Consider the following 13388-nt stretch of genomic DNA (forward strand, 5'->3'; position numbering starts at 1 on the left):
CAAGCCGACGCCATGCCAGTCCACGCGGCTGCATGAACTTGGTTCCCCATTCAACACTCAATTCGGCCCTGTCCCCGGCCGTTCAGCCAGCGCGAACCATGCGCTGAGGCTCGCAGCAAGATGACCGCAAGTGACGCAACAACGTCCTCTCGGTCGCCGCGAGATCAACAACTCATCTAAAACTGAATGCGTGCGCTCGTCCGCTGCAGGACGGCGCTCGCTGTTACAAAGGAGTGGCTGATATGTTCGTTCACAATAAGCGTCTGCAATACACCGTCCGCGTAGCTGCGCCGAATCCTGGTCTTGCCAATCTTTTGCTAGAGCAGTTTGGCGGGCCGCAAGGCGAACTGGCGGCGGCATGCCGTTACTTCACGCAAGCTGTATCGGAAGACGATCCGGGCCGCAAGGACCTGCTGTTCGATATCGCCACCGAAGAACTGAGCCATCTGGAAATCATCGGCTCGATCGTAGCCATGCTCAACAAGGGCGCAAAGGGCCAACTCGCCGAAGCCGTGCAGACCGAAGCCGAGCTGTATCGCTCGATGACCGGTCACGGTAACGACTCGCACACGACCGCTCTGCTCTATGGCGGCGGACCGGCGCTTACGAACTCGGCCGGTGTGCCTTGGACCGCAGCTTATATCGATACGATCGGCGAACCGACTGCCGACCTGCGCTCGAATATCGCGGCGGAAGCACGTGCGAAGATCGTCTATGAACGCCTTATCAACGTGACCGACGATCCGGGCATCAAGGAAGCGCTCGGCTTTTTGATGACGCGTGAAATCGCGCATCAGAAGTCCTTCGAAAAGGCGCTGCATTCCATTCAGCCGAATTTCCCGCAAGGCAAGCTGCCCGGTCAGCCGGAATTCACGAGCGTGTACTTCAATATGTCGAAGGGCGATGACGCGCGCGGTTCGTGGAATGAAGGCGGCGACTGGAAGTTCGTCGAAGATCCGCAACCCGCAGTCGATGGCGGCGATGGCACGGCTACCGTCGGCGTGTCGAAAGAAGAAGTGGATGCGTTGCAGGCAATGGCTACGCGTACTGCATCGGACCCATCGAGCGACCCGACCACCGGCGCCGATCTCGGCTCCGGCATGGCAACGGCCGCAACCTCGAACTAAGCTGCATTAAGTAGTAACCGCCGGTTCTGCGGCTAATGCGGTGCGGAACCGGAACGAAAAGAGCCGCTCGATTGCGGCTCTTTTTTCCCTCGTAATTCATTAGGATCACCAAAAATGTCTACTGTTTCATCGAAAGGAACCGTTCGCGTTCATCGTAGCCCGATCGATTGGGTCGCTGGCGCGCTTGTCATCATCGGTGCGTTGAATTGGGGGCTGGTTGGACTGCTGCAGCTCGATCTCGTGGCGGCGATCTTCGGCGTGGCCTCGCCGCTATCGCGGATCGTCTATGTGCTGGTTGGCATCGCCGGAATTTACATGCTGGTGCGCGCCTTCATGCCGGCACGCGAGCATGGATTGGCCAAGCTTTAAAGACAAATCGGCCCCGCTGGCTGCGCCATGCGGGGCCGACATTCAAATGCACGAATCCGATTAATTCTGCACGCCCCAGCGGCGCACGGTGACACGCTCGACTGTATCGAACACGAGATGCTCGACAACAAGACCGATCACGATCACCGCTGCAAGTCCCGCGAACACGCGATCCGTGTAAAGCTCGTTGCGGTTCTGAAAGATGTACCATCCAAGGCCGCCCTTTCCTGAACTCGCGCCGAAGACAAGCTCCGCTGCAATCAAGGTCCGCCACGCGAATGCCCAGCCCACTCGCAAGCCGGCAAGAATCGACGGCAACGCGGCAGGCACGAGAATCAGGACCACATGACGCAAGCCCGTCAGCCCGTAATTGCGGCCTGTCATGCGCAAAGTCGAAGGCACCGCCTGAAAACCCGAATAGGTGTTGAGCGCGAGCGGCCACAAGACCGAATGCACCAGCACGAACAACAAGCTGCCCGTGCCAAGGCCGAACCACAACAACGCCAGCGGTAACAGCGCGATGGACGGCAACGGATTGAACATTGCCGTGAGCATCGACAAGATATCCCGGCCAATGCGCGTCGAGACCGCAAGCGACGTCAAGACGAACGCGAGCGCCGCGCCGAGCAAATAACCGCGCAACAGCACCGACATTGAAATGGCAACCTTGTCGATGAGCTCGCCCGAGATGATCCCCTGCACGAACGCAACGGCCGTTGCGCTGAACGTCGGCAGTAAAAGATCGTTATCGACGAAGCGCGCGGCGATTTCCCAAATGCCGATGAGGACCAGCGCAATCAGCGTCTTGCGCAGCCACGACGTGTCCGCTATCCGCCGCGCGAGCGGCAGTTTGACTTCGCTTTGATACTGAATGTCCGCGGGCGCGGCAGGCTCCACTTCATATTCCGGGCGTACCGGCGGTGCGGCGAGATGCGGCGTGCTCATTGCGCGGCCTCCTCTTCGAACAGCAAGCGATGAATGCGCGCGACGCTCTGCTGAAACTCCCCGCGACCCAGACTCTCCTGCGTATATTGATGGCTATTCAGTTCGGCGCGCACGCGTCCCGGATGCGGCGTCAGTAACAAGATGCGATTGCCGACGATCAACGCCTCTTCGATCGAATGCGTGACGAACATGAGTGTGAAGCGCTCATCGCTCCACAGACGCAGCAACTCTTCCTGCATGCGGCGTCGCGTGAGTGCATCGAGTGCGGCGAAGGGCTCGTCCATCAGCAGAATGCGCGGCTGCATGGCAAGCGCGCGTGCGATCGCCACACGTTGCTTCATGCCGCCCGAGAGCGTATGGGGATAGGCATCCGCGAAACGCGCCAAACCTACCTTGTCGAGATAATGGAGCGCGCGTTCCCGCGCCTCGGCGCGACTGAGCTTGCGCGCGACGCGCAGCGGAAACGCGACGTTTTGCAGCACCGTCTTCCACGGCGGCAACTGATCGAATTCCTGGAACACGACGATACGATCCGCGCCCGGCCCCTTCACGCGCTCACCGGCAATTTCGATACTGCCCGACACCGGTTCGATAAAGCCCGCGACGGCCTTAAGCAAGGTGGATTTGCCGCAGCCCGAAGGGCCGAGCAGCACGAAGCGGTCGGCGCCGTAGACGTCGAAGCTGACATCGTGCGTGGCCCGCACGAGCCTTTCGGGCGTGCGGTATTCGAGAGAAACGTTCCTGGCCGACAGCAGTTTGTCGCTCGTCCCGGCTTCGGGCTGGGGTTCGCGCGGATAAATGGCTTGGGGATTCGCCGCCATGATCTTATGCCTGAATGCAATCCTCAAGCATAGTCAGGGCGGCACGTTCGCCTAACCAATCTTTGCGAATATGGAAAGCAGTCAGCGCGATATCAACTCAATATCAACTGCCGCCGCGCGTCACGGGATCGTCGAAAAAGTAGTCTTTCCACGATTTGGGATCGTTCTTGATCGCGCCCACGCGATGCATGAACTGCGCAAGCGGAAAGGTGTTCTGCGGCTGGACCTTGAACTGCACCGCAGGGTCCTTGATGACCTTGAGGAGCAGATCACGGTCGAGCTTCGCGTTGTTCACGCGCAAATAGATGTCGGCCGCCTTCTCGGGATTAGCGGTGACGAAGCGCGCCGCATCGTTGAGGCCATCGACGAAAGCGCGATACGTCTTCGGGTTCTCATTGCGGAACTTCTCCGTTGCATAGAGCACGGTGGCCGAACTCGGCCCACCCAGCACGTCATACGAGTTGAGCACGATATGCGCTTTCGGATTGCCCGCGAGTTCCTGCTGCTGGAACGGCGGATTGCCAAAATGCGCGTTGATTTCCGTGCCGCCCGCGATGATGGCCGCCGCCGCGTCCGGATGCGGCACCGCTTGCGTGAGCTTGTCGAGGCGATCGTACTGCTTGTCGCCCCATTGCTTGGCCGACGCGAATTGCAGAATGCGCGACTGCACCGAGACGCCCACGGCCGGCACCGCTATTCGATCTTTATCGCTGAAATCGGCGATGGTCTTCACGCGCGGATCGTTCGATACGAGGTAATACGGCAGATTGCCAAGCGACGCCACGCCCTTCACGTTCTGCTTGCCGTGCGTGCGATCCCAGATCGTGAGCAACGGACCGACGCCTGCCGCCGCGATATCCACGGAGCCGGACAACAACGCGTCGTTGATGCTCGCGCCACCCGAGAGCTTGGCCCAATCGACCTTGATATCGACGCCTTGCTTCTTGCCTTCCTGCTCGATGAACTTCTGATCGCGCGCCACGTTGAGCAGCAGATAAACCACGCCGAATTGCTCGGCCACGCGCAACGTGCCTTCCGCCTGCGCGGTCGCCGAACAGGCCAACGAGACGACGAGCGCGGCGGCGAGCGCGCGCAACGAACGCTTCCCGAAACGAGAATGCATGTGAGAAAACCCCGTGAAATAAGCGCTCAGAACGGCGCGTCGCCTTCAATGGTCGTGCGATACAGCTTGCGGCGTTCGTCGTCGGGCGTACCGGCGGCCAAGTGCATGACCGAGCGGTTGTCCCAGAACACCATGTCGTGATCGCGCCACTCGTGGCGGTAAAGAAACTCCGGCTTCACGCTATGCGCGAAGATTTCGTCGAGGAGCGCGCGGCTCTCGTCTTCCGGCATGTCGATGATGCGCGTGGTGAAGTGCTCGCTCACGAAAAGCGCGCGACGCCCGTTCTCCGGATGCGTCCGCACAATGGGATGCACCACCGGTTTGACCTGCGCGATTTGCTCGGGCGTCAGGTTCGGGCGCCACGGACTGCGTTTCTGCAACTCGGCGTATTTGGCAAGATAGGTATGCTCCGCGCGGCGTCCTTCGACTGCGCGACGCAGATGCTCGGGCAACGTATCCCACGCAAGATGCTGATTCGAAAACAGCGTATCGCCGCCAACTTTCGGCAACTCCTGCGCATGCAGCAGTGAGCCGAGACTCGGCGTTTCCTTGTACGAGAGGTCCGAGTGCCAGAAGTGCCCGGCATCGCCGAGACCGATCGGCTTGCCGTTTTCGAGCACGTTGGAAACGATCAGCACTTCCGGATGCCCGGCGAGCGCGAACTGCTTGAGCACGTGAATTTGCAGCGGCCCGAAGCGCTTGCTGAACGTGACCTGCTGTTCCGGCGTGATGCGCTGGTCGCGAAACACGAGCACGTGATGATCGAGATGCGCGCGATGAATGCGCGCGAAATCGGCTTGCGAGAGCGGCTTGCTCAGATCGAGCCCGATGACCTCGGCGCCGAGCGGCGCGTCGAAGGCGCGAATCTGAATGGATTCGTCGATGGATCGATCGGCGGCTTGGGGCGAACTTTCGAGGGTCGGTGCGAGGGTCGTCACGATGTTCTTGAACGGCGCAAAGACAGCCAATCTACTTCGTCGCAGCCGTGCCGCCAACGAACGATCCGCGATTTGCTTATTCCCTTTGGCGCTTAACGCCTCAGTCGAACGGCAGTTCCACTTGAATCGGTTCGATGAAGCCGCCGTCCTCTCCGCGCACGCTCAACGCGCTCACGCGCACGCCGAGTAACCGCAGCCGTCGATCCAGCGTAATGCGCTTTACGCATTCGGTAGCGGCGCGGCGAATCTCGACGGGGTCGTCGGTGGAAACGGGAATGGTCAGATCACGCGTGAGCGTGCGGAAGTCGTCGAAACGCAGCTTGATGCCGACCGTCCGGCCTACGTAACCTTTGCGCTGCAGGTCGTCGGCGACTTTCTTGCACAGCCCCGTGAACGCCTCGGAGAGCTTCGCGCGGTCGTTCTTCGGATGCAGATCGCGCTCGAACGTGGTCTCACGGCTCATCGACTTCGGCTGCGAACTCACGACCACGGGCCGATCGTCCTGTCCCTGCGCGATACGCGCGAGCCATGCGGCGTAAGTGCCGCCAAAATGCATCTGCAGAAATCCCAGGTCGGCGGCGGCAATGTCACCGACCGTTTCGATACCGAGTGCCGCCAGCCTTTCGCTCGCCTTGGGCCCGATGCCATTCACCTTGCGCGCCGCGAGCGGCCAGATGCGTGTGGGGAGATCGTCCATCGTCAGGATGGTCAGGCCGTCGGGCTTGTCGAGCTCCGAGCCGATCTTCGCCAGCAGCTTGTTCGGCGCGATGCAGATCGAGCACGTAAGCCCGGTGGCTTCGTGCACCGCGTCCTTCATGCGCCGGCCGATGCTCGCGGAATCGCCCGGCATGTCCGTCACGTCGATATAAATCTCGTCGATGCCGCGATTCTCTATCTGCGACGTGAACGCCGCGACGGCTGTCTTGAAAAGCCGCGAGTAATGGCGATACGACTCGAAATCCGTGGGCAGAAGAATGGTGTCGGGCGCGAGTTGCGCGGCCTTCATCATGCCCATGGCCGAGAACACGCCGAACTTGCGCGCTTCGTAAGTGGAGGTGGTGACGACACCGCGCCCCGCGTAATCACGCAGTTTTCTGAAACGGCGCGTGCCGTCGGCCAGCGTCTCGGGAATGGCATTGCGTCCGCCGCCGACCACCACCGGCTGGCCGCGCAGTTCGGGATAGCGCAGCAATTCGACGGAGGCAAAGAACGCATCCATGTCCAGATGCGCGATACGGCGAGGCGTGGGCGTGGCGGGCGTGTCCATTGCCTAGAACGGACGCGTGCCGACAAGGCCGAAAGACGACGACGTGCGAAGGACGTGGCTAAACATGCGCGGGCGCGAAGAACGCGGAAAATGCGCATACTGTACATTCATACAGTGATTCGCGCTAGTCTGCCTTATGTCCCTAGCGGCGCTCGGCGCAAATCCGCAGCCCGGTCAGCCAAGACTGCTTAAATTGCGAATCAGGTAGTCATTGAACATCGGCACGGTGAACGCGATATCACCATGGGACGGACTGTAGATCATGCCTTTGTTGATGATCTGCGCGCGGCGAGGACCGAGACTCTGCGGGGTTTCGCCGAGCGCATCCGCAACGTCGGACGAACGATAAGGGCCACTGCCTAATTTCGCCATGGCAATGACGTATTCGCGTTCCTTGGGCGTCAGGCGATCGAAGCGAACTTTGAAGAACCCTTCGTCCAGACGCTTGAGCGTTGTCGACTCGGCGCGCCTTGCGTCGCTTACGGTAATCGTGTCGCCGACGGCGAGATTCCAGGACTGATGGCCCCACTCCTGCAGAAAGTAGGGATAGCCTCTCGTCTTGAGGAAAATCTCTTTCAGAGCAGCATCGTCGATACCGGCGCCTTCGTCGTTCACTGGTTGACGGATCGCTGCCTTGGCATCGTCCTCAGGCAGAGCACCGACCTCCGGGTAGTGAAATAGCCGCTCCGCATACGATTTGGCTTGTCCCGACAGGGCCGCGACCTGTGGCAAGCCGGCGCCGAAAAACAGCACGGGCAAGCGCGCCTGGTTGATCTTGTGCAATGACACGATGAGAGCGGCTAGGTCTTTTTCGCTTAGGTACTGGACTTCATCGATCAGGAGCGTCCAGGCTTTACCGGCAGCTTTAGCGGCCTCGCCGATACGCACGAACAGTTCTGGAAGATCATTCTCGAGGTCGCCGCTGTCCGCGACTCCTACTTCGGGATCCACCGCGATCGAGACATCGCCATATTCCAACTTGAATGCGGAGGCAAACGACCTCAACGCTCGCAGCGCGTCGTAAGTCTTCGTCTTGGCATTCGCGGCGACGGACAGTTTTCGAAGCACTTGATGCATGCGTGGCAGCAGTTGCTCACCCAACGATTTGTTCTCGGGCGCCTCGATCATGGAAGTGACGTGGCCACGCTGAATAGCGAGCGCTTCGACTGCGTTGAGCAGCACGGTCTTGCCTACGCCGCGTAAGCCCAGGAACATTTGCGAACGGCTAGGCTTACAGAGCACCGCGCGTTCAATGGCGATACGTGCGTCCTCGATGATTGCTTCGCGCCCAGCGAGTTCGGGCGGCTGGCTACCGGCGCCGGGCGCAAATGGGTTCCGAACCGGATCCATGACTATGACTCTATAACAATATATAGCGAAGTATATCTTGACTACCTTATACTTTCCTATATTTCGCTAGATACAGCACGTGGCACTAGTGGCCTGCGGTTGGCGGCGCGACCGCCCTCACGACTCGCCTACGCAAATCGGTCTACTCCGGAACCCGCTTCTCCGCCAACGCCCGGCGGCAATCCTCCAGAATGGGTCGCACTACGCCCGAATTGAAGTTGAGGTCTTCGCTGTCCAAAATCTCTTCGACCGCTTCGCGCGCCCAGTCGGATTCGAGGATAGCGCAATGTCGCGCGGCAAGATCGCGTGCAATGGCAGAGAGTTTGGCGATAGCAAGCCAGTCGGCTTCGCGCTTATGCCGGTCGAGCCACTTGCGCGCGGCTTCGACATGAAATGACGGCGCGGGCCAGTCGCCGTTGAGATAGTACGCACCGAGGCTGCCGCACGTCAGCCAGCAAAGCAGTTCGACACGGTCGCGGGCACTGAGAGTACGAGGCACTTCGTTCATGGCGGCGTTCACGAGAGACGTTCGACTGAAAGGGCAAACGCGCTGCTGTACATCCATCCTTGTGTGAAACCTGTGTGAAAGAAGATACCACGCGATGGTGCGACGCGGCAGCCCATTCGCGTGCGCTGGCGTACATGTTTCGCAGGCTCAACTCTGTGCTGGCGACTGCATGTGCGAGCCATCATTCAACGCTAATTCGCGCGCCTTATTCTGGTTTCCATCGACGAGCCATACTGAATACCGAACGCAGGCCGTCGCCAACCGTCCGCCTAAGGAGCGCATCATGTTCGAACGTCTTTCCAGATTCTTTTCCGCCACCGACGACCATTCGCACGACGACTACTTTGCCTCGTCGGGCGATCACGCCGAACTCGAGCGCCGCATGCGTCAGGTCGAGGAAAGCGACCACGCGTACAGCATGACCTTCTGCGGATCGATCCCGCGTCGCCCCGACGACCCTTACGCGTGACACGCCCTCACTTCGCTTCGTCGCGTCCCGCCTGTCCCAGCATCACGGTCCAGCCGAGGCCGCGCACGTTGCGGATCACCGCTGCGCCGAACTTTTTGCGCACCGAATGGATGATCACGTCGACAGCGTTGCTTTCGACTTCCTTGCCCCAGCCGTAAAGCCGGTCTTCGAGTTGATCGCGCGAAAAGATGGTGCCGGGCCGCTCCATGAGTGCGTGCATCAGCGCGAATTCCTTCGCCGATAGCACGCCGGATGTCTCGCCGCACGTAAGCGTGCGCTGGTCGAGGTTGAGATTGATCGATTCGTCGCCGAGACGCGAGGTGGCATAACCCGCCTTTCTGCGCAGCACCGCGCGGATGCGGGCCAGCAGTTCGGGCGTGTCGAAGGGCTTGAGGAGGTAGTCGTCCGCGCCGAGGTCGAGCCCTTGCACGCGCGTGTCGAGGTCGTCGCGAGCCGTGAGGATCAGCACCGGCGTCGCGTTGCCCGCCGTGCGCGCACCACGCAACACTTCGAGGCCGGACATGCCGGGCAAGCCGAGATCGAGCAGTACTACCGTGTATTCGGCGGCGTCCATGGCCTCGCGTCCCGCCTGGCCGTCGCGCACCCAGTCCACGGCGTAATCGACGTCCTTGAGGGCGCGCATCAGGCTGGTGCCGATCTGTACGTCGTCTTCGATCAGTAGGATTCGCATGTTGAGTCCGCACACCGCATTGACGCGACCAAGCTGACGCGGTCATCACCCACGCGCAGCACGCGATTCCATTGTAATAGGCACAAAACAGCGCGGCCATTCCTTTTAAGCGGTGGCTGTCGCGGCGTTTGCCTCGGTAGCCACGCCGCTTTCCTCGACCGGAAAGCCAATCGAAGCGACGATGCCCGACCGCCCGTCATCGCGATTCCGAAGTGACACATCGCCACCGTAGCGCTGCGCGATCGCCTTCACGATAGACAAGCCGAGCCCGCTACCCTCGATATCAGGGTTAGCCCTGAAGAAGCGGTCGAATACGCGCGGCAACAGTGTTTCCGCGATCCCCGGCCCCGTATCGACGACATCGACCCATACCATGTCGCGCTCGCGCCGCATACGCAAGTCGATGGTGCCGCCATCCGGCGTATAGCGCACCGCGTTCGAAACGAGATTCTTCACCGCCATGCCGATATCCGTTTCCACCGCGCGCACGTGGGCCTCGACCATCTCTTCGGCGCCGATATCGAGGCCGCGTTGCAGCGCAATCGGCAGGACATCGGCCACGGCGCTCGTTACGACCGTGGCGATATTCACCCGCGTAAGCGGCGTCGCGCCCATCGGGGCATCGGCGCGCGCCATGCGCAGAAGCTGCGTGATGAGGCTGCCCGCGCGTCCAATGCCGCGTCGCAACTCGCGAAAACGCTCCTGATTGCCCGGCGCGATGTGCGGCGCGAGATTATCGGCCTGCAATTGCAGGGCCGTGAGCGGCGTGCGCAGTTCATGCGCGGCATCGGCGATGAACTTGCGTTCCGACTCGATGGATTGCGCGAGGCGCTCGATCATCGTGTTGATCGAATGGATGAAGGGCGCGATTTCGGCGGGCACGCCGGAGGTGGGCAACGGTTCGAGATTGGCGGTATCGATGCCCTGCACTTTTGCGCCAAGGCGTTTGAGCCTGCGCAGCGAGCGGCTCACGACGAGCGCCACCGCGATCCACACGAGCGGCAACAGCACGACAATGGGCCAGAGCGTCTGCGTCGCGGCTTCCCGCGTGAGTTCGCGGCGCACGGCGTTGCGCTGCGCCACTTGAATGGTCATGGTCGGGTCCTGACGCGTGAAGACGCGCCACGATTCGTCGTTGACCTGATAGCTGCCGAAGCCCGCGGTTGCATCGCGCGGAAAGCGCAGAGAAGGATCGGTCGTGCGAAACGGCGTGGCTTCGTCCGGCTTCCACACGACGACCACGACATCGCGATCGTCCTGCGTGCCGCGCGCGGGATTCTGCGGAATGCCTTCGGCGAAACCGTCGCGCATGCGGGTCGCCACTTGTTCGAGGCGCATGTCGAGCAGTGCGTCCATGCCGGTCCGGCAAAGATGATACGAGCTGATGCCCTGCAGCAAGCCCACCGCGCTGACGAGCAGCCCGAGCGCGACGACAAGTTGATTTCTCAGCGATTTGATCATGTGAAGACGCATCGAGATGAAAAGACGCGGACCGGCTGGCGTCTCGATTCTACTAGCGGCTTTCGGCGGCTTCGGACTTTTCGATCTTTCGGCGCGGGGTTCTGGCATCGACGTGCTAAAAAAGAAGCGCCGGTCCGGGTCGGAGCCGACGCTCGAAGCTGAGGAGAACGAGGATGTGAACCAACCTTCTGTCCACGAACCCAGCGTATACCCCGATAGTTAGAGAAAAATGAGGACGAAGAGTCGGGCGAAGCGAGCAGGCTTTTTCAGCAGGCGCTACCATTGCAGTCGACCGCTTCATCATCGACTTCATCGGCGATGCCGCCCCGCCGCACAACGGCTGATGCAGCTTCGCCTTGGCCGTATCGCCTTCTTCGTGTAAGCCCGCCTGTTGCCGCGCGCCGTATCCGCCTCGCGTGGCGGCGCCATTCCTTTCATGGAAACGCATGCCACAAGCCAGACAAACCGTTCGTCCGCTCGTCATTGCCGCCGTGATGGCGTCGATGGCAATGGTCGCGATCGAGGCCACCATCGTCTCCACCGCGATGCCGCAAATCGCCACGCAACTCGGCGGTCTCGATCTCTACAGCTGGGTTTTCTCGTCGTTTCTGCTCACGCAGACTGCGCTTACCGTGGTGTTCGGCAAGCTCGCCGACCTTTATGGACGCAAGCCCGCGGTGCTCGTGGGCATCGCCATCTTCTTGATCGGCTCGGTGCTCGCGGGCTTTGCCTGGTCGATGCCCGCAATGATCGTGTTCCGTTTGCTGCAAGGCGTGGGCGCGGGCGCCATTTTGCCGGTGGTGCTGACTATCGTCGGCGACCTTTACCCGGCGCATGAACGCGGCAAGGTGCAGGGCTATTTGGCAAGCGTGTGGGCGGTATCGGCCGTGCTCGGACCCATGGTCGGCGGTCTGCTCATCCGGCAGTTCTCGTGGGCGTGGATCTTCTGGATCAACGTGCCGATCGGCTTCCTCGCCGCGCTGCTGTTCGTCATGTTCCTGCACGAAGAGAAACGCCACGGCCGCCCGTCGATCGACTTCGCTGGCGCGTTCTTTTTCACCGCCGCCGTCGCCGCGCTGATGATGGCTCTGACCGATGCCGGCCACGCCAGCAACACGCGTGTGGCCGTGGAAGTGGCGGTGCTGATTGCGAGCGCGTGCCTCTTCGTTTGGCAGGAACGCCGCGCCGCCGACCCGATGATCAACTTCGGCCTCTGGGCACATCGCCCGATTGCAGCGGGCAACGCGGCGACCCTGCTCGCCGGCATGGCGATGATGGGCCTCACCACTTTCCTGCCGATGTACGTGCAGGGCGTGATGCATCGCTCACCGGTCGAAGCCGGCTTCACGCTCACCATGATGATGGTCGGCTGGCCAAGCGGCGCCACGTTCACCTCGCGGACGTTCGCGCGCATCGGCCTGAGGCGGCTTCTGATCGGCGGCGCGTTCTTCATTCCGCTTGGCTCGCTGCCGTTCGTGTTCCTCAACCCGGACATGAGCCCGGTGTGGGCGGGAATCGGCTCGGCGGTCGTCGGCTTCGGCATGGGCGTGACGAGCGTCTCGTGCCTCATCCTGATTCAGGAGATCGTGAAGCCGCACGAACGCGGCAGCGCGACGGCATCCAATCTCTTTGCGCGCAATCTCGGCAACACGCTCGGCGCGGCGGTGTTCGGCGCGGTGCAGAACTACGGTCTAACGCATGTGACCGGCATGCCCGCCGTCCACGCGGATCAGTTGAAGCGTTTGTTGACGAGCGTGCCGGGCGACTTTGCAAGCAATAACGAGATCCGCCTTGCACTGCACCATGCGCTGCATCTGACTTTCACCGCGATGTTCTTCGTCGCGCTCGGCGCGGTCGTCTCCATGCTCTTCATGCCCGCCGTGAAGATCAGCCCACGGCGCGAGACCGTGCTCAGTCCTGTGCACGAGTGAGCGGACTGTCCTCCTTGTCCTTAGGCGATGTACCCGCGTTATTGTCGTTGTCCGCGGGTGCGTCGTCCGATGCGATCATCTGCACGGTGACGCATTGCCGCGAAGCCGTGCCGAATCCCCTGGCGAGCGCATAAGAAGCGGCAAGCGACGCCGCGATGAGAAAGATGATGCCGAGTTTGCGAGTCATGTGAGTGCTCCATGAAGGGTTATCGAAATCACTTCACGGGCCTTCTCTCACTGCCTGACGGTCGCGGCCTCCTGAAATGTGCCTGCAGTCTAAGCGCGCACGCCCGTGCTGAAATCCCCTCTAAAGCGCGGATAACATTGGGTGGACGAAATCCCGACAGGAAGCGGAAGCAGCACACGAAGGGTTAAACTGCTGGCGCGC

Annotated in this window: 14 protein-coding genes; 4 read left to right on the forward strand and 10 right to left on the reverse strand. The window is 61.2% G+C overall.

Translation table 11 applies throughout. From position 1 onward, the window contains the following. Nucleotides 1-242: 242 nt before the first annotated feature. Nucleotides 243-1127: a manganese catalase family protein gene (locus NCT03_RS20595; RefSeq protein WP_244828755.1), complete on the forward strand. Its 885-nt coding sequence runs from the start codon at nt 243-245 to the stop codon at nt 1125-1127. Nucleotides 1128-1241: 114 nt separating this feature from the next. Continuing rightward, on the forward strand, nt 1242-1496 hold the full coding sequence (locus NCT03_RS20600; RefSeq protein ID WP_250467503.1) for a DUF378 domain-containing protein: 255 nt from the start codon (nt 1242-1244) through the stop codon (nt 1494-1496). A 60-nt stretch (nt 1497-1556) separates the two neighbouring features. On the opposite strand, the gene NCT03_RS20605 is transcribed toward NCT03_RS20600, so the two are convergent. The 7 genes from NCT03_RS20605 to NCT03_RS20635 form a co-directional block, all read right to left on the reverse strand. Then, a complete protein-coding gene (locus NCT03_RS20605; RefSeq protein WP_250493709.1) occupies nt 1557-2441 on the reverse strand; it encodes an ABC transporter permease in 885 nt (294 codons plus the stop codon). Next, nucleotides 2438-3262 (reverse strand): ABC transporter ATP-binding protein, encoded by an 825-nt coding sequence (locus NCT03_RS20610; protein WP_250493710.1) that lies wholly within the window; start codon nt 3260-3262, stop codon nt 2438-2440. Before NCT03_RS20610 ends, NCT03_RS20605 begins: the two co-directional genes overlap by 4 nt. A gap of 103 nt (nt 3263-3365) precedes the next feature. Continuing rightward, entirely contained in the window at nt 3366-4385 is a 1020-nt protein-coding gene (locus NCT03_RS20615) for an ABC transporter substrate-binding protein (RefSeq protein WP_250493711.1), read from the reverse strand. Nucleotides 4386-4411: 26 nt separating this feature from the next. Beyond that, the gene (locus NCT03_RS20620; protein ID WP_250493801.1) at nt 4412-5269 is read right to left on the reverse strand and encodes a TauD/TfdA dioxygenase family protein; all 858 of its coding nucleotides are present in this window, start codon (nt 5267-5269) and stop codon (nt 4412-4414) included. Between the two features lie 154 nt (nt 5270-5423). Beyond that, complete coding sequence (dinB, locus tag NCT03_RS20625) at nt 5424-6590, reverse strand: DNA polymerase IV (protein WP_250493712.1); 1167 nt, start codon at nt 6588-6590, stop codon at nt 5424-5426. Between the two features lie 174 nt (nt 6591-6764). Then, nucleotides 6765-7940 (reverse strand): ATP-binding protein, encoded by a 1176-nt coding sequence (locus NCT03_RS20630; protein WP_250493713.1) that lies wholly within the window; start codon nt 7938-7940, stop codon nt 6765-6767. A gap of 142 nt (nt 7941-8082) precedes the next feature. Then, a complete protein-coding gene (locus NCT03_RS20635; RefSeq protein ID WP_250493714.1) occupies nt 8083-8448 on the reverse strand; it encodes a hypothetical protein in 366 nt (121 codons plus the stop codon). A 283-nt stretch (nt 8449-8731) separates the two neighbouring features. Between NCT03_RS20635 and NCT03_RS20640 the strand changes: the two genes are divergently transcribed. Continuing rightward, the gene (locus NCT03_RS20640; protein ID WP_244828762.1) at nt 8732-8917 is read left to right on the forward strand and encodes a transcriptional regulator; all 186 of its coding nucleotides are present in this window, start codon (nt 8732-8734) and stop codon (nt 8915-8917) included. 7 nt (nt 8918-8924) lie between these two features. Here the strand turns inward: NCT03_RS20640 and NCT03_RS20645 are convergent, their stop codons facing one another. Continuing rightward, entirely contained in the window at nt 8925-9608 is a 684-nt protein-coding gene (locus tag NCT03_RS20645) for a response regulator transcription factor (RefSeq protein WP_244828763.1), read from the reverse strand. Between the two features lie 105 nt (nt 9609-9713). Next, entirely contained in the window at nt 9714-11069 is a 1356-nt protein-coding gene (locus NCT03_RS20650; protein WP_244828764.1) for a sensor histidine kinase, read from the reverse strand. A 446-nt stretch (nt 11070-11515) separates the two neighbouring features. On the opposite strand from NCT03_RS20650, the gene NCT03_RS20655 reads away from it, so the two are divergent. Further along, nucleotides 11516-13000: an MDR family MFS transporter gene (locus NCT03_RS20655; protein ID WP_250493715.1), complete on the forward strand. Its 1485-nt coding sequence runs from the start codon at nt 11516-11518 to the stop codon at nt 12998-13000. Here the strand turns inward: NCT03_RS20655 and NCT03_RS20660 are convergent. Then, nucleotides 12981-13187: a hypothetical protein gene (locus NCT03_RS20660; RefSeq protein WP_250493716.1), complete on the reverse strand. Its 207-nt coding sequence runs from the start codon at nt 13185-13187 to the stop codon at nt 12981-12983. The genes NCT03_RS20655 and NCT03_RS20660 overlap by 20 nt on opposite strands. Nucleotides 13188-13388 lie beyond the last annotated feature (201 nt).

The organism is Caballeronia sp. GAWG1-1, from assembly GCF_023631465.1.
Classification (GTDB): Bacteria; Pseudomonadota; Gammaproteobacteria; order Burkholderiales; family Burkholderiaceae; genus Caballeronia.

What these genes read in the sequence shown, in the direction of transcription:
- NCT03_RS20640 (WP_244828762.1), top strand. Translation starts at nt 8,732, where the DNA reads ATGTTCGAACGTCTTTCCAGATTCTTTTCCGCCACCGACGACCATTCG.
- NCT03_RS20650 (WP_244828764.1), bottom strand. Translation starts at nt 11,069, where the DNA reads ATGATCAAATCGCTGAGAAATCAACTTGTCGTCGCGCTCGGGCTGCTC.
- NCT03_RS20600 (WP_250467503.1), top strand. Translation starts at nt 1,242, where the DNA reads ATGTCTACTGTTTCATCGAAAGGAACCGTTCGCGTTCATCGTAGCCCG.
- NCT03_RS20595 (WP_244828755.1), top strand. Translation starts at nt 243, where the DNA reads ATGTTCGTTCACAATAAGCGTCTGCAATACACCGTCCGCGTAGCTGCG.
- NCT03_RS20655 (WP_250493715.1), top strand. Translation starts at nt 11,516, where the DNA reads ATGCCACAAGCCAGACAAACCGTTCGTCCGCTCGTCATTGCCGCCGTG.
- NCT03_RS20610 (WP_250493710.1), bottom strand. Translation starts at nt 3,262, where the DNA reads ATGGCGGCGAATCCCCAAGCCATTTATCCGCGCGAACCCCAGCCCGAA.
- NCT03_RS20660 (WP_250493716.1), bottom strand. Translation starts at nt 13,187, where the DNA reads ATGACTCGCAAACTCGGCATCATCTTTCTCATCGCGGCGTCGCTTGCC.
- dinB (WP_250493712.1), bottom strand. Translation starts at nt 6,590, where the DNA reads ATGGACACGCCCGCCACGCCCACGCCTCGCCGTATCGCGCATCTGGAC.
- NCT03_RS20605 (WP_250493709.1), bottom strand. Translation starts at nt 2,441, where the DNA reads ATGAGCACGCCGCATCTCGCCGCACCGCCGGTACGCCCGGAATATGAA.
- NCT03_RS20645 (WP_244828763.1), bottom strand. Translation starts at nt 9,608, where the DNA reads ATGCGAATCCTACTGATCGAAGACGACGTACAGATCGGCACCAGCCTG.
- NCT03_RS20615 (WP_250493711.1), bottom strand. Translation starts at nt 4,385, where the DNA reads ATGCATTCTCGTTTCGGGAAGCGTTCGTTGCGCGCGCTCGCCGCCGCG.
- NCT03_RS20630 (WP_250493713.1), bottom strand. Translation starts at nt 7,940, where the DNA reads ATGGATCCGGTTCGGAACCCATTTGCGCCCGGCGCCGGTAGCCAGCCG.
- NCT03_RS20635 (WP_250493714.1), bottom strand. Translation starts at nt 8,448, where the DNA reads ATGAACGAAGTGCCTCGTACTCTCAGTGCCCGCGACCGTGTCGAACTG.